Origin of the sequence: Paenibacillus sp. CCS19 (genome assembly GCF_033239625.1) — a bacterium.
Lineage (GTDB): Bacteria > Bacillota > Bacilli > Paenibacillales > Paenibacillaceae > Paenibacillus_T.
On record NZ_BTCK01000020.1, the window covers coordinates 86,281 to 106,177 of the forward strand.

A 19,897-nucleotide genomic window follows, 5' to 3' on the forward strand; every position below is an offset into this window, starting at 1 on the left:
ATTAATCTTCCTCCTTGGCTAGGGCAATGAATTGCTCAAGCGTCAGGCCAATCGATTGCGCCAGCTCTTCCAGCCGTGCAACCGCCGAGCGTGCCAGCTCACGGCGCGAACGCGTAATTGCAGCTTCCTCATTCGTAACGAATGTGCCTTGTCCGCGATACGTGACAAGCAGCGACTGCCGTTCAAGTTCTTGGTAGGTTTTCATGATGGTTGTTGGATTGACGCGCAGCGACGATGCGGTTTCTCGGACGGAGGGAAGTCTTGTACCAGGCGCTAGCTTGCCCTTGGCAATCATCGCCCGAATCTGTTCGACGAATTGCTCGTACAACGGACGGGACGGATCAATCTGAAAATCGTCAATCCGCCAAATCATATCTGGGGGCATCGGATCGTTCACCAGCCCTTTCTTTGTTTGGAGTGTATGATGACAGATCATACACTGGATGCTGGAAAAAGTGTATCACGCACCGCCATACACTGCAATAGTTGTATGCCAAGATATTGCAAATCATTGTTTCTAGGTTGATATCGCTAGATTTAAAGCCTATAATTTTTATAAAAAAAGACAAGGTTGATTGTATCGTGGACAATAAAATCGTAGATGTCGCCAAGAGGGCCGGCGTATCGGCTGCAACCGTATCGCGCGTGTTGAACGACAGCAGCCTTGTATCGGAGAAAACGAAGCAGAAGGTGCGCCAGGCGATCGAGGAGCTGGACTACCATCCGCATGCGGCGGCGAAGCAGCTGCGGTCTCAACGGACGATGACGATCGGCGTCATCGTACCGGACATTATCGTCTCTTACTTCTCGGAGATCATCAAAGGAATCGAGAATGCAGCGTATGCCCGCAAGTACAAAGTTATTATTTGCGACTCGGACAATGAGCTGGAGAAGGAGATGGAGTACCTCGGCCTCCTGTCCAACCGGACGGTCGATGGCATGGTTCTTGTTACGCCATTCGTCAGCGATGAGGTTATTAAGGACTACTCGCAGAAGGGTTATGTGCTTGGCGTCATTGGCAGAGCGATTGATGACGAAGTCATCTTGAGCTGCAAGACGGACAATGTGCAGTTCTCGGAAGCGGCAGTCCGCCACCTGATCGAGCAGGGGCATAAGCAGATTGCTTATATCGGCGGCTTCTCGGATTCCATGGAAAACTATGAACGGATGGAAGGTTACTTGAAGGCGTTGAAGGATAATCGAATTCCGTTCAAACCGAGTCTCATCGACACGGGCCACTTCACGGAAAGCGGCGGATACGAAGCGGCGATGCGTTTGTTCGATCGACAGGAGCCAATCACGGCGGTGTATGCCGCCAATGACGAGATGGCGCTTGGCGTGTATCGGGCATGCAGAGAGAAGGGGCTGCGCATCCCGGAGGATGTGGCGGTTGTCGGCGTCGACAACAACCGGATCACAAGCTACATCGTGCCGTCGCTCAGCACGGTGGAGCAGCCGAAGTATGAGATGGGCGTCTGTCTGGCGGAGAAGCTCATCGATCAGCTGAACGATCTGAACGAAAGCGAACAAAACAAATATGTCATCGAGTCGCGGCTGATTGTTCGAGATTCCTCCAATCATACACGGAAATGATTGCAGCAAGCGGCGTAAGAGCTGTCTCTGGCACATTAGTGCCGGTGGCAGCTTTTATTGTTTCGAGGGTGCCGACGTTGGTGACCAGTGGTTTGTAAATGCATCGTTCTAACGGACGCAATGGACGCTATTGGCACAAATTAATGCGCTAGCGAAGGCTAGCGGACTGAGCAGGCGCTATTCGGTGCTTTTGGTGTTCATTTCATCGTTTAACACCTGAATAAGCACAGATGAATCCGTTAGCGTAGCAATTGTGACGCTGAGACGTGATAGAGTCTATAGGGGCCGTTAGTGAGGTGAGCATGGTTCCTGAATCATGCGATGAAGACTGCAGGGTGACCGAATGGCAGCTTTTTCGACTAAAAATGATATCGATTTCATTCAATGGTATTAATAATTAGTCGAGAAGGGCTAATGAAATCGCTTAAAACCATTGATTTTTACCTTGTGCTAAACATTTTATAAAATTAGCTATTGAAATCGATTTCAAAAATTGCTACTATCAGAATATCAAAACGGACCAAAGAAAGTGATGCGATGAACGAGAGCAAAATCATCGATGTAGCGAAGCGAGCAGGCGTCTCGGCCGCGACAGTTTCTCGGGTGCTGAATCAGAGCGGACTCGTCAAGGAGAAGACGAAGAAGCGGGTGCAGCAGGCCATTGAAGAGATGAACTATACGCCGAATGCGATGGCCCAGAATCTTCGGTCTAGGAAGACGATGAAGATCGGCGTCGTTGTCTCCGATATCGAGGTTTCCTACTATGCGGAGATTATTAAAGGGATCGAGAACATGGCCAATTCGCTCGATTACAACATTATTATTTGCGACGCTCAGAACCAGAAGACGCGGGAGTGCGAGTACGTATCGCTGCTGCAGAACCGGACGGTGGACGGTATGATATTCGTTACGCCGATGATGAGCAATAAAGAGCTGATCGCCCTTGTAGAAGATGGTTACAGCGTTGGCGTTATCGGCCGGTTCATCGAGCATGAACAAATTCCTTGCGCTTTCACCGACAACGTCAAGATCGGCAAGGATGTTGTGAATCATCTCATCGAGCAGGGACATGAGAAGATCGCCTTCCTAAGCGGCTATGCCGATGCGATTGACAGTTACGAACGGCTTGAAGGTTATATGAAAGCGCTTAGAGATGCGGGAATGCCGTTTATTCCGGAGCTGATTGACAATGGGGACTTTAACGAGTCCGGCGGCTATAAAGGATTTCTCCGGCTGCGCGAGCGTAACGCCGATCTGACGGCGGTGTTCGCGGCTAACGATGAGATGGCGCTGGGCGTGTACAAAGCGTGCAAGGAGCTGCTCATCCAAGTGCCGGAACATGTGGCGGTCGTCGGTGTCGATAACATTCGGATTACGAGGTTCATTACGCCGAATCTCAGCACGGTGGAGCAGCCCAAATACGCGATGGGGGCGCTGCTGACGGAGAAGCTGATCGACCAGATGAACGGCAACGAGTTCAAAGATCAGCGGTGCTTCAAGGTGGAGTCGAAGCTGCTCGTTCGGGAGTCATCCTTGTACGCAAGACAACAATCAGCGGAGGAACAGATGGAGCCGGGATAGTCGGAAACCAGGGGAAACTGCTGGACCATTGAGCAAGTTGCTTTTTTAAAAGTAAAAAAGAAATCGATTACATTTTAGTTAATGACGTAGTGGAGGTGTCGGATATGAAAAGCTTCATCCAAGAACTTTATCGTAACAAAACGCTGTTCTTTATGATTGCGCCAACTTTGCTGTTCTTTATCGTCTTCTCCTACGTGCCGATGGTGGGTGTCTATTACGCCTTCACGAGGTTCGACTTCGAGGGCGGATTGTTCGGAAGCGAATTTATCGGCATGAAAAACTTCGAGTTTCTATTCAACTCGGGCGTGCTCTGGAATTTGACCAAAAACACGGTGCTATATAACATCGCCTTCATCTTAATCAGCAATATACTGCAGCTGCTATGCGCGATTTTCCTCAGCGAGCTGCCGGGCAAGCTGTTCAAGAAAACGACGCAGTCGATCATGTTCCTGCCGTTCTTCGTCTCGTTCGTACTGGTCGGCGCATTCGTCTTCAACCTGTTCAACTCCGATAACGGCGTTGTGAACACGGTACTGACGCAGCTTGGCCTGCAGCCATATGACTTCTACGTCCATACGGCGCCTTGGAAATACATCATCGTCTTCTTCCACGTCTGGAAAGGTCTCGGTTACGGTACGATCATTTATTTGGCAGCTATCATGAGCATCAGCGACGAGTATCATGAAGCGGCGAAGATCGATGGCGCGAACATTTTCCAACGGGTCAGACATATCATTATGCCGATGCTCGTACCGACGTTCATCCTGCTCATTCTGCTCAGCCTCGGCGGCATTCTGAAGGGACAATTCGACCTGTTCTATCAAATCATCGGCAACAACGGCATGCTCTACAACTCGACCGACATTATCGATACGTACGTGTATCGCTCGCTCGCAGTCAACTTCGATATCGGCATGGGTACGGCAGCCGGCTTGTATCAATCGTTCTTCGGCTTCGTCCTTATTCTGACGGTCAACTACATTATTCGGAAGGTGCGCAGCGACTACGCGCTGTTCTAGGAGGAAACGGCATGAAAATTAAAATGGAGAAATCGACAATCGTCTTCAACGCGATCGGGTATACGATCATTACGATTCTGGCCGTGTTGTGCTTGCTGCCCTTCCTGTTGATCGTATCCGGTTCGTTCACGCCAGAGATGGAAATCATTGCGCAAGGGTTCAAATTAATACCGAAGCAGTTCTCGCTCGACGCGTATTCGGCGGCATTCAGCAATCCGAAGCAAATATTCGATGGCTATAAGGTGACGGTGCTCGTCACGCTGATCGGTACGGCGCTCGGCTTGTTCCTGACGTCGATGGCGGGCTTCGTTCTATCGCGCAAGGAGTTCAAATACAAGGATAAGCTGGCATTCTTCATCTACTTCACGACGTTGTTCAGCGGCGGTCTTATCCCTTGGTACATTATGATGGTCAAATATTTGGATCTCAAAGACTCTTATCTCGCGCTGCTGCTTCCTGGTCTGCTCAGCGCTTGGAATATCATCCTTATGAAGAACTTTATGAAATCGATTCCAGAATCCATCACCGAATCGGCCAAAATCGACGGAGCCGGCGAGTTCACGATCTACATGAAGCTCATTCTGCCGCTCTCCACACCAGGTCTTGCCACGATCGGCTTGTTCATGGCGCTGGGCTACTGGAACGAATGGTTCCTCGCGAATCTGTTCATCACGACGGAATCGAAGTTCCCGCTGCAGTTCCTGCTCTACAAAATACTTGCAAGCGCAGCCGTCCTGAAGACGAACGTCGCAGGCAATCTGTCGCCGGACTTCCAAGCGCCTGCCGAGACGCTCAAGATGGCGGCGGCGGTTATCGCAACGGGCCCGATTATTTTCCTGTACCCGTTCGTCCAGCGTTTCTTCGTCAAAGGTCTTACGATTGGCGCAGTCAAAGGTTAGAACCGGCATAACCCGGCTAACATAGATGCTTTCTTACTATAAGGAGGAGTCAAGGGCATGAAGAAACAGATAAAGAAATTCAGCGCGCTGCTTGTCGCGAATGTGATGTTGGTAACGGCGCTTGCGGCATGCGGCAGCAGCTCGGACAAAGAAACGTCGCAAGGCAAAGGAACAGAGACGAAGATCGATACGGCCGCAACGGATACGAGCGGCGAGGCGGCAGACGCGTCCAAACCGGATACGTCGAAGAAAGTCCAGCTCGTCTGGTATCTGCTCGGCGATGCGCACAAGGATACGCCTAAAGTCGTTGAAGAGTGGAACAAGATGCTCGAGAAAGATCTCAACGTAACGGTGAAGCTGAACTTCACGACGTGGACGGATTGGATGACGAAGTATAACTTGATGCTCGCTTCCGGCGAGAAAGTCGATATGATCTTCGCCTCTTCATGGGCGGATTACTACAAATTCGCAAATCAAGGCGCGTTCATGCCGCTTGATGATCTGCTGCCGACATACGCGCCGGAGACGTGGAAGAGCGTACCGGAGCAGGATTGGAAAGAAGCGACGGTTAACGGCAAAATCTATGCCGTGCCTGCGACGTATCCGGAATATACGCCGGACGGCATCGTGTACCGCGAGGACTGGAGAAAAGAGCTGAATCTGCCAGAAATCAAGGACCTCGATTCGATCGAAGCGTACCTGGATGGCGTGAAGAAATCGAAGAACGTAACGCCGATCAACGGCAAAGCGTACAACGAAATTTTCACCATGTTCAAAGCGTACAACAACTACCAGCAAATCGGCGGCGACAGCGGCGTCGTTGTAGCGAAGTCGTATGATACGCCGCGTGATATCGTTGCTTATCCGTTCACGACGGAGTTCGAGCAATGGGCGCACAAGATGAAAGAGTGGAAAGACAAAGGCTTCTGGAAATCCGATACGCTGTCCGACCAGAAGGAAGCGGGCGACGCAATCAAGACAGGTCAAGGCGCCGTGTACTGGCGTAACGCACCGGGTGCAGGCGGCTACATCATGGGTCTGCAAACGTCGAATCCAGACATTGAGATGGGTTACTTCCCTTTCAGCCGTTTCAACAACCTGACGATGCCTACGCTGTCGGTTAACAACGCAATGGCGATTCCGAAGAGCGCGCCGAACCCAGAGCGTTCCCTGATGGTGCTGGACAAACTGCGCAACGATCCGAAGTACTATGACCTGATGAACTATGGTCTCGAAGGCACGAACTACTCGGTCGATACAACAGACAGCAAGTATATCGTTTCTCCGCCGGCAGGCACGCCGAAGGACGACAAAGAGCATACGGCATACGGCGTTGCAAGCTGGGGCTACCGCGTCGAGTCGATGGAACGCGTGAAGCAAGCAGGCGGCTGGCCAGGTTTCGATGCGCTGCTGGAAGAATTCAAATCGCAGAGCAAGCCGAACATCTTCGCAGGCGTTCTGATGGACTATGCACCGGTGAAATCGCAGCAAGCAGCCGTCAACTCGGTTATCCAGCAGTACGGCATGCCGATCATGATGGGTCTCGTACCGGACGTGGACAAGGCGATTGCGAACTACCGCAAGCAGCTTGAAGCAGCCGGCGTGAACGATGTTATGGACTACATCAAAGAGCAAGCGAACAAGTACTTTGACTCGCAAGGCATCAAATAATAAATAAACGTTAATCATCAAGCTCCAGGGGGATGTTCAATGACTTACGCGACAGCTGCAATAGAAGGGGCTGCCGTGCGGTCCGCATCCCCCTGTTTGAGTTTAACGAAAGAGGAGAGCAATCATGCTGCAGACGACAATGACGCTGAATACAATCGACGGCGTGAGCATTCCTTATCAGAACGGCATGCCGGTACCGTCCTTCGAGGAGCAGAACCGTACGGTCATCTCTTTGAATGGCGAATGGATGAAGCGGCGTCTAGCGATGGATCATTCGTTCTCGCTTGCCCCGCGCGGCGAGCAATGGCTGCGGGAGCTTACGGAGAAGGAGGACGATTACGTTCGAGGCGATGCGGCGCAGCAGTGGACAACGCATACCGTACCGATGCCGGAAAACCAATTGAGCGGAGCGGCCGAGGCGAAGGCAGCCGAGACGTATGAGGACGGCGTCTGGTACCGGCGCACATTCGTAGTGGAGCATCTGGATCGAAGTCTCGTCTATACATTCAAATCGCTTGGCATCAGCTATGTCGCTGATTTATGGGTGAACGGCAGCTGGATCGGGTATCACGAGGGCGGCTTTACGCCGTTCGCATTTGATGTGACCACTGCGCTGCGAGAGGGCGAGAATGACATTCGCATTCGCGTCGATAATCCGCCTTGGGGAAGCCGCATCGATACGATTCCTGCAGTGGCGGGCACCGATTTCTTCAACTATACAGGCATCATTCAAGATTTATGGATCGAGGCCGCGCCGGCATCCTCGATCGTTAGGGCCGACATCGTTCCGCTCGATACGGACGGACGGCTGCAAGTGACAGTGGTGGTGGACAATCGGGGGCATGCTGCGTCCTATGTCTGCTTGGAGGGAAGCTTGTTCGAAGCAGATCCGCGGTCGGACCATTTTCTCGCATCGCCGCAAGCATCGACGATTGCAGATATACCGGCTGCTATCAATAGGGAGATGCGCAGTATGCTGACGCTTCAGCCGGGGGAAGCGAGGGTCGTTCGATTCGAGACGACCGTGCTCAATCCGAAGCTGTGGTCCGCTTGGCAGCCGAACCTGTACGTGGCGTCATTTACGCTGACCGCTCTGATCCAAGGCGGAGCAGCCGAGTCGAAGGATACGTTCTGTACGCAGTTCGGCATTCGGACGATACGGACGCGCGGCACGCAGATCGAGCTGAACGGTTCGCCGTTGTTCTTGGCGGGAATCGCTCGTCACGAGGAATGGCCGGATACCGGCAGAACCGCTTCATGGGATCGTATCCTCGCCGATCTGAAGCAGATCCGGGGGATGAATGCCAATATGGTTCGCACGGGTCATTACCCGAACCATCTGCACACCTATGTCTTGCTTGATAGGCTGGGATTGCTGGCGATGAGCGAAATTCCGCTCTGGCAGTTCGAGACGGAGCATTACGAGGCGCAGAACGAGAAGCGGCTGGCGGATCAAATGTGGCGGGAGATGGTGTTCTCGCAGTACAACCGGCCATCGGTCATCATGTGGAGCACGCAGAACGAATCCAAGGATGTGTGGCTCCGCCTTGCTTATAACGAGCGCCTGACGGCCGACCTGCGCGGCAGCTATGACGACGGCCGGCTGCTGACGCAAAGCTCGGCTGCCGATCAGCCGGGGCCGCATGATCCGTCCATGGCTCCTCTCGATGTAGCGGCATGGACGATGTACTTTGGCATTTTTCACGGCGGCACTTATTACGAAGGTACACGCGATTTTCTAGAGGAGGCCCATCGGGCTTATCCGAATAAGCCTATTCTGAATACGGAATTCGGCCATTGGACGGCAGGAGCCGATTCGGAAGAAGCGAAGCAGGTGGCGACTTACCGGGATACCATGCGGGCGCTGATGGAGCATGCAACGGTGAGCGATGCAGGAGAGTGGCGGCCTGATGGGTACGTAGCCGGCATCGATTTCTGGATTATGTATGACTGGTACGTCAATCACAACAATTGGATCGATACGTTCGGCATTTGTCATATGGATCGTACGACAGAGAAGCAGGTTGCTGCTCATATCAGAGCCGACTATCAGTCCCTTACAGGAGACAGCGGCGGCGTTGTCACGGTGCGGGAAGGGGTACGCAATGAAACGAGTTGTTAGCAGTGCGCTGGCTGGCGTTCTGCTCGTTGGCCTGACTGCTGCATGCAGTGGTGTTGGAGGCGATTCGGCGTCGAATCAGGTGCAGGTGTGGCTGACGACGGCGGATAAGAGCAAGCTGCTATCGCAAGAAGAGAGCGTGAAGCTGACATCCGGCGAGGACGCACAGGCTGGCGGCATCGTGCTCGACGAGACGACGAAATATCAACAGATGGACGGTTTCGGCGCATCGATGACCGATTCGTCTGCTTACTTGATCGCCAGTAAAATGTCCGAGCAGCAGCGGGAGACGTTGATGGATCAGCTGTTCGACCACGAGCAGGGCATCGGCATCAGCTATATGCGCATTCCGATCGGCGCATCGGATTTTGCACGGACGCTGTATTCGTATGATGAAATGCCTGCAGGTCAAACGGACCCGCAGCTCGCCAATTTCTCGATTGATCACGACAAGGAGTTTCTCATTCCGACGCTGAAGCAGGCGCTTGCGATCAACCCTGATCTGAAGCTGATGGGCAGCCCGTGGAGCGCGCCGGGATGGATGAAGACGAGCGAGTCGATGATCGGCGGCGGTCTGAAGCCGGAAGCCTACAAACCGTATGCGAACTATTTCACGAAGTTTATTAAGGCGTTCGAAGCGGAGGGCGTACCTTTCGATGCTGTTACGCCGCAGAACGAGCCCCATTATGTGCCTGACAATTATCCCGGCATGCGGATGGAGCCGTTCGAGCAGGCGGAATGGATCAAGGGCAATCTTGGTCCGGCCTTCGAGAAGGAAGGCATCAAGTCGAAGATCGTCATCTGGGATCATAACTGGGATGAGTATTATTATCCGATGACCGTGCTAGGCGATGCAGAGGCGAACCGCTATATCGATGGCTCAGCGTTCCATGGGTATGCAGGCGAGGTTGACAACCAATCCAAAGTGCATGATGCATACCCGGATAAAAATATGTATTTCACCGAAGTTTCCGGCGGCGCATGGGCGACCGAGTTCGGCGGCAATTTGAAGTGGGATATGCACAACTTGATTATCGGCGCGACGCGCAACTGGGCGAAGGTCGTATTGAAATGGAACTTGGCGCTCGACGAGCATTATGGGCCGACGATCGGCGGCTGCCAGAACTGCATGGGCTTCGTGACGATCGATCAGCATTCGGGCGACGTAACGTTCAATTCCGATTATTACTCGATTGGCCATGCGAGCAAATTCGTCCGCAGCGGCGCCTATCGAATCGAATCGGGTCCTTCGGACGAAGAAGGAATCGAGCAGGTCGCGTTCCAGAACCCGGACGGCTCCATCGCGCTTATTGCGATGAACAGCGCCGGGGAGGAGCGGGAGCTTCATGTTCGCCATGGCAGCAAGTCGTTCTCTTATAAGCTGCCTGCGGGCGCGGCGGCGACGTTCGTTCTGCCGGCTGCAAAGACCTGATAAATAGAGAAATTACATTGATCTGGAGGGGAATCAATTGACTAACCATGAAGTCGAAGTATGGATCAGCTCGGAGCTGGATCCTGGCCGCGGCCGTTGGTTCGAAGGGCCGCATGCGGCTGATTATGCACTGAGCCCTCAGCCGAATCTGGCGTTGACATCGCCTGCTCCGTCGACAGCAACGACGATAATTGTAAAGCCGGAGCATACGTATCAACAAATGCTTGGCATCGGCACCTCGCTGGAAGAAACGACAATCCACAACCTGGCGAAGATGGATAAGGAGCAGCAAGCCGCTATCATCCAACAGCTGACCGATCGGGAGAGCGGCATCGGGTTCAATCTGTTCCGACTGACGATCGGAACGTCGGACTTCACGGCAGAGCCGTTCTATACGTACAACGATCTGGAGGAAGGGGAGACCGACTTCGAGATGAAGCGGTTCTCGATCCAGAAGGATATCGATCTCCATATTATCCCGACGGTTCAGCAGCTGTTGGAGGCTGCGCCCGACACCGTATTCTTCGCTTCGCCGTGGAGCCCGCCTGCTTGGATGAAGACGAATGGCAGCTTGAAGCGCGGCAGTCTGAAGGAAGGTGCGGAGTATACCGAAGCGCTCGCTCGTTATTATCGGATGGCGATTCAGGCGTACGAGCAGCACGGCATTCCGATCTATGCGATGACGCTGCAGAATGAACCGCTGCTGGAGATCGATTATCCGAGCTGCCATATGACCCCAGCCAGACAGAAGGAGCTTGCGGTTGCGCTAAGACGCGAATTCGAGGCGCATGGCATGAAGACGAAGCTGTGGATCTTCGACCATAATTGCATCGATGCATGGGATTATATATCGCCGATTCTCAATGATGAAGAAGGACGAGATGTCGTGGACGGTCTTGCACTCCACGATTACGAGGGATCGCTGGCGATTATGAGCGAGCTGCATGCTGCATACCCGGATAAACCGATTTATCTAACGGAACGGGCAGTGTGGGGGACCGCAGGAGCCGACCGCATGGCGCAGTACTTCCGCAACTATGCCTCCAGCTACAATGCGTGGGTGACGATGCTGGACAGCCGGATCGGCACCCATCAGTGGGTCGGTACGCCTGGACCAACGATGCTCGTGCAGGATGCCTCGGAGCCGGATCGTTACTGGCGGACGCCGGAATATTACTTGCTTGGGCAATATGCGCGATTCGTACGGCCCGGCGCGTTCCGAGTTGAGAGCACGTACGGCTCGGAGGATACGGTGACGAACGTTGCGTTCCGCAATCCGGACGGCGATCTGGTGGCCGTCGTCATCAATCAGACGGACGAGGAACAGCCATTCCGCGTGTTGTGTGAAGGCAAGCAGTTCATGGCAGTGCTTCCTGCTCGTGCAATCGGAACCTATGTATGGCGCAGCTAGTATAGAGTTATTTGTGCATATCGCAGCTTACGCACATAAGTGTACAGGTTAAGCCAAGGGCTTCAACGGTTCGCTCGCCTATCGTAATTCTACTAAGGGATTCGAAGGGCGGGCGTTCCAAGGCTGCCGAATGCGTCCGGTTGCGAAGCGTTCTGACGATGTTTAGGAGGTGGTCTAGCCCAAAGATATAATCTTGAAGCTGTCTATCGCTTCGCATTCTAAGAATCCCCCTGGGTTGGTGAACTGGAGGTAGAATTACCGCGATGCTTATGCGTTTCGGGAATTTATAAGGGGACAAATATCTTGCCTCTCCCTCCGCTTTAATCTTAATGCCATTTTGGCTAAAGAACCTTAGCAGCGCTATTCGTCGTGAACACGGCTTATTTACTCGTTAACGAATTGTAGACGTACTATTTGGGAGAAATGCGTGTAGTAGGTTAGGTTTTGTTCCATATAGAGTGTTCTCGATTCGTTACAGCGACGAGCGTTCCACCAAGGGCAGATAGCGTGTGCTCAGTTCGTTACTTCGTTCATTCTTAGGAGTCGACTGATTTTTGGCTGAAGAACCTCAGCAATGCTATTCGCCGTGGACACGGCTTGTTTTCTCCCTAACGAATTGTAGACGCACTATCGGGGAGAAATGCGATTAATTAGTGTCGTTAAAAATGAAATCGATTACATTTTATGAGATTAATGAATGCATAAGATTAGTCGCTCGATGTATACCATTCCATTGATACGAAGGGGAGTAACCATTCGAATGAGATATTCGCGAATAAGCAAACCAATTGTATTCATCCTTATGCTCAGTCTCATGCTGTCCGGTTATGGCGGCTTGTATGTCACGAAGGCTTCCGCTGCGGCGGAAGCGGTTCAGGCATGGGTGACGGAAGGGAATAAGAGCAAGCTGCTCAGCGCGGAGTCCGGCATTACCTTCGCTGCCGATGGCGCGGCCGTGAACCCTACGATTGAGGTTGATGAGCATACGACTTACCAGTCCATTGAAGGTTTCGGGGCAGCGTTCACCGATTCCTCTACGTGGCTGATTCAGAACAAGCTGGACGAGGCTTCGCGCAATGAGCTGATGAACAAGATGTTCGGCCGCACAGGCGGCATCGGCATCAGCTATATGCGACTGCCGATGGGCTCGACTGATTTTGCGTTAAACAACTATACCTATGATGATATCGCGCCGGGGACAACGGATGAGAATCTCGATCATTTCTCGATTGCGCACGATCAAGCTTACATCATACCAACGATCAAGCAGGCGCTCGCGATCAATCCCGATCTGAAGATCATGGCGACGCCATGGAGTGCTCCTGCATGGATGAAGACGAACGAGTCTTTGATCAAAGGGAAGCTGAAACCGGAGTATTACGCGGTTTACGCGCAATATTTCGTGAAGTTCATTCAGGCATATGAAGCAGAAGGCATCGCAATCGATGCGATTACGCTGCAGAATGAACCGCATTTTGAGCCGGGCGGCTATCCGGGCATGCGCATGGAACCGGCGGATCAAGCGGCATTCGTCAAGGTGCTCGGCCCTGCTTTCCAGGCTGCAGGCATTACGACGAAGATCATCGTCTGGGACCACAACTGGGATGAACCGAACTATCCGATCGACGTGCTGAACGATGCGGAAGCGAAGCCATATATTGCGGGCTCGGCTTTCCACGGTTACGCAGGCTCGGTTGATAGTCAGGCGTTCGTTCATGATCAACATCCGGACAAAGACATTTATTTTACCGAAAGCTCAGGCGGCGAGTTTGCCAATGTGTTCGGCGATAATGTCGCATGGGATGTGCAAAATCTGATTATCGGCGCGACGCGCAACTGGGCGAAGACGTCGCTGAAGTGGAACATTGCGCTCGACGAGAACCATGGCCCAACGAATGGCGGCTGCATGGACTGCCGCGGCTTCGTGACGATCGACAGCCAGACGGGCAGCTATAAGCTGAATGAAGAGTATTACGCATTCGGCCATGCAAGCCAGTTCGTATTGCCGGGCGCCGTACGGATCAAGTCGAATACGTTCGGAGCAGGAAGCATCGAGTCGGCTGCGTTCCGCAATCCCGATGACTCCAAGGTGCTCATTGCGCTCAACTCCTCGAAGCAGTCGCAGCTGTTCAAGGTGCGGTGGGGGACGCAAAGCTTCACGTATACGCTGTCTGCGGGTGCCGTTGCAACGTTCGTATGGAATGGCACACAGGACAATGCGAGCTTCGTAACGCCTTATTCGAAGATCGAGGCGGAAGATTACACGGCGATGAACGGTGTGCAGCTCGCTGTTGCAAGTGACAAGGGCGGCGGCCAGAAAGTAACCACGGGAAGCGCTGGCGGGTATATCGCTTTTGACAACGTGTCGTTCATGAACGGAACCACAAGCGTGAAGGTAAGAGCGGCGGCGAGTCAAGATGCGGTGATCGACTTCCGCCTGGACAGCCCAACCGGACAATCCGTAGGCAGCGTTCACTTGAGCAGCACTGGCGGCCCAGATGCTTGGACGACCAAATCGGCGGCTGTCCAATCCGTATCCGGTGCGCACACGTTGTATGCCGTATTCACGGGCTCAGTGAACCTTAACTGGTTCCAATTCTCCTTCGACAACATCCAGGACAGCTTCGACTACTTAGCGATGTACGGCGGCTTTGAGAAGGGCACGCTGGAGGGTTGGCAGGAAACGGTGCCTAACGGACAGGATTCCGCGCACAAGGTAGATAACGGTTCGCCGAGAAGCGGCACTTATAAGCTGGTTCATTATCTTGGCACCGATTACGAGCAGTCGACTTTCCGCACGGTTCAAGTACCGAACGGCACTTATCGCGCATCCGTGTGGTATCAGAAAGGGTCGCATTCCGATGTCCAGCTCGAAGCTGGAAACTATGGCGGCGCTGCGCTGGCAGTTGGCGCAGGGACTGCTGATTACGTCGGTCAATGGACGCAGCTTGTTATTCCAGCGATCAAAGTGACGAACGGTCAGGTGGACATCGGCGTTCACTCGACTATCGCAGGCGGCGAATGGGCGGCGTTCGACGATTTCTCGCTCGTCCGCGTAACGACGAAGGCTTCGGCTTCCACACGCGGCACGAATGCGCTGGCAACGCCGACAGGTGTAACGGCTGTGCCTAGTGTTGATCAATTGAATGTTGGGCTGCAGTGGAATGACGTACCGGGCGCGGCGGGATACAAGATTTATCGTTCGGTTCTCGATTCGGCCAGCGGCGCTGATTCCATCTACGCCGATTATCAAGATGTGGGCATGGCGCCAGCAGGCGCTGTCCAATATATCGATCGCGGTCTTCGTGGAGATACGACCTATTATTATCGTGTCGCTGCATTTAGCGAAACAGGCGAATCGGCTGCTTCCGATCGGGTCTCGGCACGTACGGCCGCCGTGTCTGATACCGAGGCACCTGCTGTGCCAACTGGCCTAACAGCGGCAGCGGGCATTGAGCAAGCGAAGCTGACTTGGGACACGAACCTGGAGAGCGATTTCCTGCAATATAACGTGTATCGCAATGGCGTGAAGATTGCTTCCGTCGACCCTGTAACGAATACGTGGTACACGGCTGTTCCGCTGCGAGCAGGAGCCGTGTACAGCTTCGAAGTGACGGCAGTTGACCAAGCGGGCAACGAATCGGCTCGAAGCACGGCCGTTACGGCTGTGCCGCAGGCAGCTGGCGTGCTAGTGCCGCTGGATAACATGGACTTCGAGAAAGGCAGCTTCGAAGGCTGGTCGGAATGGCATCCGGATACGCAGGGAATCGCCAATTTCGTAGACCAGGATACGCCTCGCAGCGGGCAATACAAGCTGACGCACTGGAACGGATCGGCATATCAGCAATCGACGTACCGTAAGTTCGACCTGCCGAACGGCGTCTACAAGGTTCAAGTGTGGGTGCGCACAGGCGGCGGACAGAACACTTTGCAGCTTGAAGTGAAGAACTACGGCGGCAATCAGCTGACTAAGGATCTGCGCAGCGCCAGCGGCGGGACGTATACGCCATTCAGCATCGACAATGTCGTCGTAACGAATGGCCAGCTCGAGATCGGCGTCTTCTCCGACGCGAAGGCGGGCAACTGGACTGCGATCGACGATTTCGAGATTTATCGTTATCCGACGCAGGTTACCGGAGTGACGCTGGATAAGAGCAGCCTCGCGCTTCATATGACTTCTAATCCGACGGATAAGCTGACCGCTGTCATTAACCCGTCGGATGCATCGAACAAGAACGTCGCATGGAGCAGCAGTGCCCCAGCGGTTGCAACCGTATCCAATGACGGCAATGTAACGGCAGTATCCGCCGGTACGGCAACGATCACAGCGACTACCGAGGATGGGGAGTTTACAGCATCGGCGACCGTGACGGTTACGGCTGATCAATATACGCCACCAGTCGTAATCCCGCCATCATCTGGAGGGTCGGGCACGTCTGCCGAGCCGACGGTTGAGCACAAGGGCGGTACATCGACCATTCATGGCCTGACAGCAGAAGCGGAGGGCGCATCCAACGAAGGGGCGGCTCTATTCCATATCCCTGCGAAGCTGGTGCAGGAAGCAGCAGAGCGTTCCAATACGAATCGCATTGTCGCACAGCTGCCTGCTTCTGCAGAGAAGCTCGATAGCGTGACGGTATCGTTCCCAGTTGCAGCGCTTGGCAACGCGGTACAAAATGGCGGAACGCGGACTATATCCGTCAACTGGAACGGGATCAGCTATGAGCTTCCGATCGGTTCGATTGAATCGGTATGGGGAAATCTCGACTCGCAAGCCGAGGTGCGAATCGAGATTGCGAAGGTGACAGGCGACAAGAAGGCAGCTGCAGTAGCATCGCTGACAAGCCGAGGCTCAGCGCTGCTGTCCGACTTGGTGGCGTTCAACGTGTCACTTGTGACTGGCGGCGTCTCCGAACAGGAGATCAACGATTTCGGCATCTACACCGTATCTCGTGTACTGCCGCTGCATGCTGGAGCCGATACTTCCAATGCAGTCGGCGTATCTGTTGATGCATCCGGTAAGTTGCAGTTCGTATCGACCGTATTCGGCCCGTCGACTGAAGACGGCAGTATGCACGCGGTTATGACGAACAACCATAACAGCGTGTATGGTGTTGTGCAATCGTCGGTCAGCTTCAACGACGTGACGAAGCATTGGGCTCGCGGATCGATCGAAGCACTGGCTTCGAGATTCATCGTACAAGGCACGGGTAAGGATACATTCGCACCGAATCGTGCCGTGACGCGTGCTGAGTGGACAGCGATGCTCGTAAGAGCGCTGGATCTGACCGAGAAGCCTGAGAAGGCGGCATTCGCCGATGTTCTGCCAAGCCAATGGTATGCAGGTGCAATTGGCGCTGCAGCTGAGGCGGGCTTGGTTCAAGGCTTCGAGAATGGCACATTCCAGCCGAACGCGCTCGTGACGAAGCAGCAAATGGCGGTTACGCTGGCGAAGGCGATTGCTCGAGCGAAGCAGCAGGACAATGCAACTGCTGACGTGCAGCAGCTGGAAGCGGCGTTCAAGGATGCGGCAGACATTGCCGGCTGGGCGAAGGACGCGGTCGCACAGGTGTATGACGCAGGCATTATTCATGGCGATTCGCAGGGCCTGTTCCTGCCGGATAAGCTTTCTACAAGAGCTGAAGCTGCAACTGTTTTATATAACCTCTTAGTCGCGCTGAAGCGAGTATAAGTGCGAGTTCAAGAAGTCAGGTTTTCAGCACCTGATGCCGAATACTCTTCTTGTGCTGCTTCGTGATCAAAAGCGGAATTGTTGAACGACCTCTGTAAGCGAACGACGAAGACGCCTAGCTGGTATAGGCCGGGCGTCTTCTTTCCTGTGCAATTTGCGGGAGGGAGGTGGTGGCCTATGTAGTCTGTCTGCATCGTATAACTGCTCCATCTACCCGCGTTTTATGGGAGCAGTTTGCAGTTCGCATTGATTGGATTGTCTCGAATGAGCAAAAAACACCAAATCAAGGGAGGTATTATTCATGTCTAAGAAGTCCTTGAAGAAGCTGGTTACCACCGCGGCGGCGCTGGCGATTGCCGTTCCTGCCGCAACTGTGGCGCCATCGCAGACGCTGGCGGCAGGCGAAACGGCGCAAGTATGGCTGACCAATCCGAACAACGGTACGTGGCTGGCTCGGCAGGCTGATGTCAATTTTGGCGCGTCAAGCGCAAACGCAGATTACACGATTACCGTCAACGACGGGGTGAAGTATCAATCGATGGACGGCTTCGGCGCATCGCTGACGGACTCGTCCAGCTGGCTGTTGTTCTACAAGCTGTCAGCGGCCAAACGCACAGAGGTTATGAACAATCTGTTTGGCCCGAGCGGCATCAACATCAGCGCCCTTCGCCAACCGATTGGTGCAAGCGATTTCAACTGGGAAAGCTGGACGTACGACGATACGACGAACAATGTGGACGATATGAATCTGAATTCCTTCTCGTTGTGGCGGGAGGACGCGTACATTCGCCCCATGCTGGATCAAGCGTATGGCGTGAATCCGGGGAGGATTAGAATCTTCGCAGCGCCATGGAGCCCTCCGGCTTGGATGAAGACCGGCAAGACGCTGCTCGGAGACAGCGGCGGTTCACTGCGTACGGACGCCTATAATGCGTATGCTAATTATCTCGTCAAATACTTACAGCAATACCGGGACAAAGGAACGCCGGTCTATGCGATGTCCGTCCAGAACGAGCCGAAGTTCGGACCGCATTATCCAGGTCTGGTCATGTCGGCGACGGAGCAGGCCAATTTCATCAACGTGCTTGGACCTAAGCTTGCGCAGAACAGTCTTACCACCAAAATCATCGGTTATGACCACAACTACGATGACATCAGCTATCCATCCACCGTCCTTAACAATGCCTCATCTTATGTAAGCGGCAGCGCGTTCCACTATTACTCTTCACTCAGCCATTCGAATTTGACGACGCTTCACAACAACTACCCAAGCAAAGACATCTGGTTCACGGAAGGCGGCAGCGGCACGTGGATCGGCGGCGGCACTGACAAAGGAATGTTCCAAGATCTAATGATGCACACGATTCGTTTCCCTCGAAATTGGGCAAAGTCGTACATCATGTGGAATGTCGCCTTGGATCAGAATGGCGGTCCAGTTCTGGCCGGTGTCGGCAACACGAACCGCGGCTTGCTTACGATCCGCTCGGACGTGAATGACAGCGTAACGTACAACTCGCAATATTACGGCCTCGGCCATAGCAGCAAATTCGTTGATCCAGGTGCGCAGCGCATCGACTCGAACACCTATCAGGACAACATGGAGGACGTCGCTTATCGCAATCCGGACGGTTCGATCGTCGTCATTTTGTCCAACCGTCTGACCAGCTCCAAATCGGTTAAGATCCAATGGGGCTCGCAATCGTTCACCTACCAGGTGCCGGCTGAGAGCGCGATTACGTTCAAATGGACGGCAGGCTCGTCTACGACTAACCCTCCGGTTACGCCAGTAGTGCCTCAGCTCAATACGAATTACAAGATCGTCGCCAAGCATAGCGGCAAAGCGCTGGACGTTACCGACGCTTCGACAGCCGACGGCGCGAAAGTGCAGCAGTGGGACTATACAGGCGGGAACAATCAGAAGTGGTACTTGAAGGATGCAGGCAATGGCTATTACAACATCATTAACGTGAACAGCGGCAAAGGACTTGATGTCGCTAACTCATCTACAGCAGACGGAGGCAGCATTCAACAGTGGGTTGTATCCGGGAGCGGCGGCACGAACCAGCAATGGCAGGTCGTCGCTGTAAGCGGCGGTTATTACAAAATCATTAGCCGCAGCAGCGGCAAAGCGCTGGATATCGCAAGCGTATCAACGGCTAACGGCGGTACTGTCCAGCAGTGGAGCTATACCGGCGCCGATAATCAGTTATTCTCGTTCCAGCAGCCATAATAGTTGTACAAATGGGAGAGGCAGTCGCAGTCGGGCTGCCTCTCTTTCTTGTGCATGGATCTACGCCCAGTCGAGTTCAGTAAAGTCGCGTCGCGTTGTACATGCGGATGATGGGATAAGTCGAATAAGTGTGGCTAACCCCTGCTTAAACGTACACGATTCCCGTTCAGAACACAGTAAGAGTGGGATAACCACACTTAATGCCTCGCCAATGTTCGAGCAATGAGCCGTCTGCTGGAATAAGTGTGGT

General features: G+C 53.6%; 11 protein-coding genes. 10 read left to right on the forward strand and 1 reads right to left on the reverse strand.

Annotation, left to right across the window (positions count from 1 at the left end):
• Nucleotide 1 precedes the first annotated feature (1 nt).
• Nucleotides 2–385, reverse strand: coding sequence for a GntR family transcriptional regulator (locus SBI19_RS15350; RefSeq protein WP_317969643.1), 384 nt, complete (start codon nucleotides 383–385; stop codon nucleotides 2–4).
• A gap of 197 nt (nucleotides 386–582) precedes the next feature.
• On the opposite strand from SBI19_RS15350, the gene SBI19_RS15355 reads away from it, so the two are divergent.
• The 10 genes from SBI19_RS15355 to SBI19_RS15400 all read left to right on the forward strand — a co-directional run bounded on the left by SBI19_RS15355 (nucleotide 583) and on the right by SBI19_RS15400 (nucleotide 19,647).
• A complete protein-coding gene (locus SBI19_RS15355; RefSeq protein ID WP_317969645.1) occupies nucleotides 583–1,593 on the forward strand; it encodes a LacI family DNA-binding transcriptional regulator in 1,011 nt (336 codons plus the stop codon).
• 537 nt (nucleotides 1,594–2,130) lie between these two features.
• A complete protein-coding gene (locus SBI19_RS15360; protein ID WP_317969647.1) occupies nucleotides 2,131–3,174 on the forward strand; it encodes a LacI family DNA-binding transcriptional regulator in 1,044 nt (347 codons plus the stop codon).
• A 104-nt stretch (nucleotides 3,175–3,278) separates the two neighbouring features.
• Complete coding sequence (locus tag SBI19_RS15365; protein WP_317969649.1) at nucleotides 3,279–4,193, forward strand: ABC transporter permease; 915 nt, start codon at nucleotides 3,279–3,281, stop codon at nucleotides 4,191–4,193.
• 11 nt (nucleotides 4,194–4,204) lie between these two features.
• Entirely contained in the window at nucleotides 4,205–5,092 is an 888-nt protein-coding gene (locus SBI19_RS15370; protein ID WP_317969651.1) for a carbohydrate ABC transporter permease, read from the forward strand.
• 57 nt (nucleotides 5,093–5,149) lie between these two features.
• The gene (locus SBI19_RS15375) at nucleotides 5,150–6,763 is read left to right on the forward strand and encodes an extracellular solute-binding protein (RefSeq protein ID WP_317969653.1); all 1,614 of its coding nucleotides are present in this window, start codon (nucleotides 5,150–5,152) and stop codon (nucleotides 6,761–6,763) included.
• A 124-nt stretch (nucleotides 6,764–6,887) separates the two neighbouring features.
• The gene (locus tag SBI19_RS15380) at nucleotides 6,888–8,885 is read left to right on the forward strand and encodes a glycoside hydrolase family 2 protein (RefSeq protein WP_317969655.1); all 1,998 of its coding nucleotides are present in this window, start codon (nucleotides 6,888–6,890) and stop codon (nucleotides 8,883–8,885) included.
• Nucleotides 8,869–10,314, forward strand: a complete 1,446-nt coding sequence (locus tag SBI19_RS15385; protein ID WP_317969657.1) for a glycoside hydrolase family 30 protein — start codon at nucleotides 8,869–8,871, stop codon at nucleotides 10,312–10,314. Before SBI19_RS15380 ends, SBI19_RS15385 begins: the two co-directional genes overlap by 17 nt.
• Nucleotides 10,315–10,351: 37 nt before the next feature.
• Complete coding sequence (locus SBI19_RS15390; RefSeq protein ID WP_317969659.1) at nucleotides 10,352–11,725, forward strand: glycoside hydrolase family 30 protein; 1,374 nt, start codon at nucleotides 10,352–10,354, stop codon at nucleotides 11,723–11,725.
• A 760-nt stretch (nucleotides 11,726–12,485) separates the two neighbouring features.
• Entirely contained in the window at nucleotides 12,486–17,417 is a 4,932-nt protein-coding gene (locus SBI19_RS15395; protein WP_317969661.1) for an S-layer homology domain-containing protein, read from the forward strand.
• Between the two features lie 301 nt (nucleotides 17,418–17,718).
• Complete coding sequence (locus tag SBI19_RS15400) at nucleotides 17,719–19,647, forward strand: RICIN domain-containing protein (protein ID WP_317969663.1); 1,929 nt, start codon at nucleotides 17,719–17,721, stop codon at nucleotides 19,645–19,647.
• Nucleotides 19,648–19,897: the final 250 nt, after the last annotated feature.

What these genes read in the sequence shown, in the direction of transcription:
- SBI19_RS15350 (WP_317969643.1), bottom strand. Translation starts at nt 385, where the DNA reads ATGCCCCCAGATATGATTTGGCGGATTGACGATTTTCAGATTGATCCG.
- SBI19_RS15360 (WP_317969647.1), top strand. Translation starts at nt 2,131, where the DNA reads ATGAACGAGAGCAAAATCATCGATGTAGCGAAGCGAGCAGGCGTCTCG.
- SBI19_RS15365 (WP_317969649.1), top strand. Translation starts at nt 3,279, where the DNA reads ATGAAAAGCTTCATCCAAGAACTTTATCGTAACAAAACGCTGTTCTTT.
- SBI19_RS15370 (WP_317969651.1), top strand. Translation starts at nt 4,205, where the DNA reads ATGAAAATTAAAATGGAGAAATCGACAATCGTCTTCAACGCGATCGGG.
- SBI19_RS15375 (WP_317969653.1), top strand. Translation starts at nt 5,150, where the DNA reads ATGAAGAAACAGATAAAGAAATTCAGCGCGCTGCTTGTCGCGAATGTG.
- SBI19_RS15380 (WP_317969655.1), top strand. Translation starts at nt 6,888, where the DNA reads ATGCTGCAGACGACAATGACGCTGAATACAATCGACGGCGTGAGCATT.
- SBI19_RS15385 (WP_317969657.1), top strand. Translation starts at nt 8,869, where the DNA reads ATGAAACGAGTTGTTAGCAGTGCGCTGGCTGGCGTTCTGCTCGTTGGC.
- SBI19_RS15395 (WP_317969661.1), top strand. Translation starts at nt 12,486, where the DNA reads ATGAGATATTCGCGAATAAGCAAACCAATTGTATTCATCCTTATGCTC.
- SBI19_RS15400 (WP_317969663.1), top strand. Translation starts at nt 17,719, where the DNA reads ATGTCTAAGAAGTCCTTGAAGAAGCTGGTTACCACCGCGGCGGCGCTG.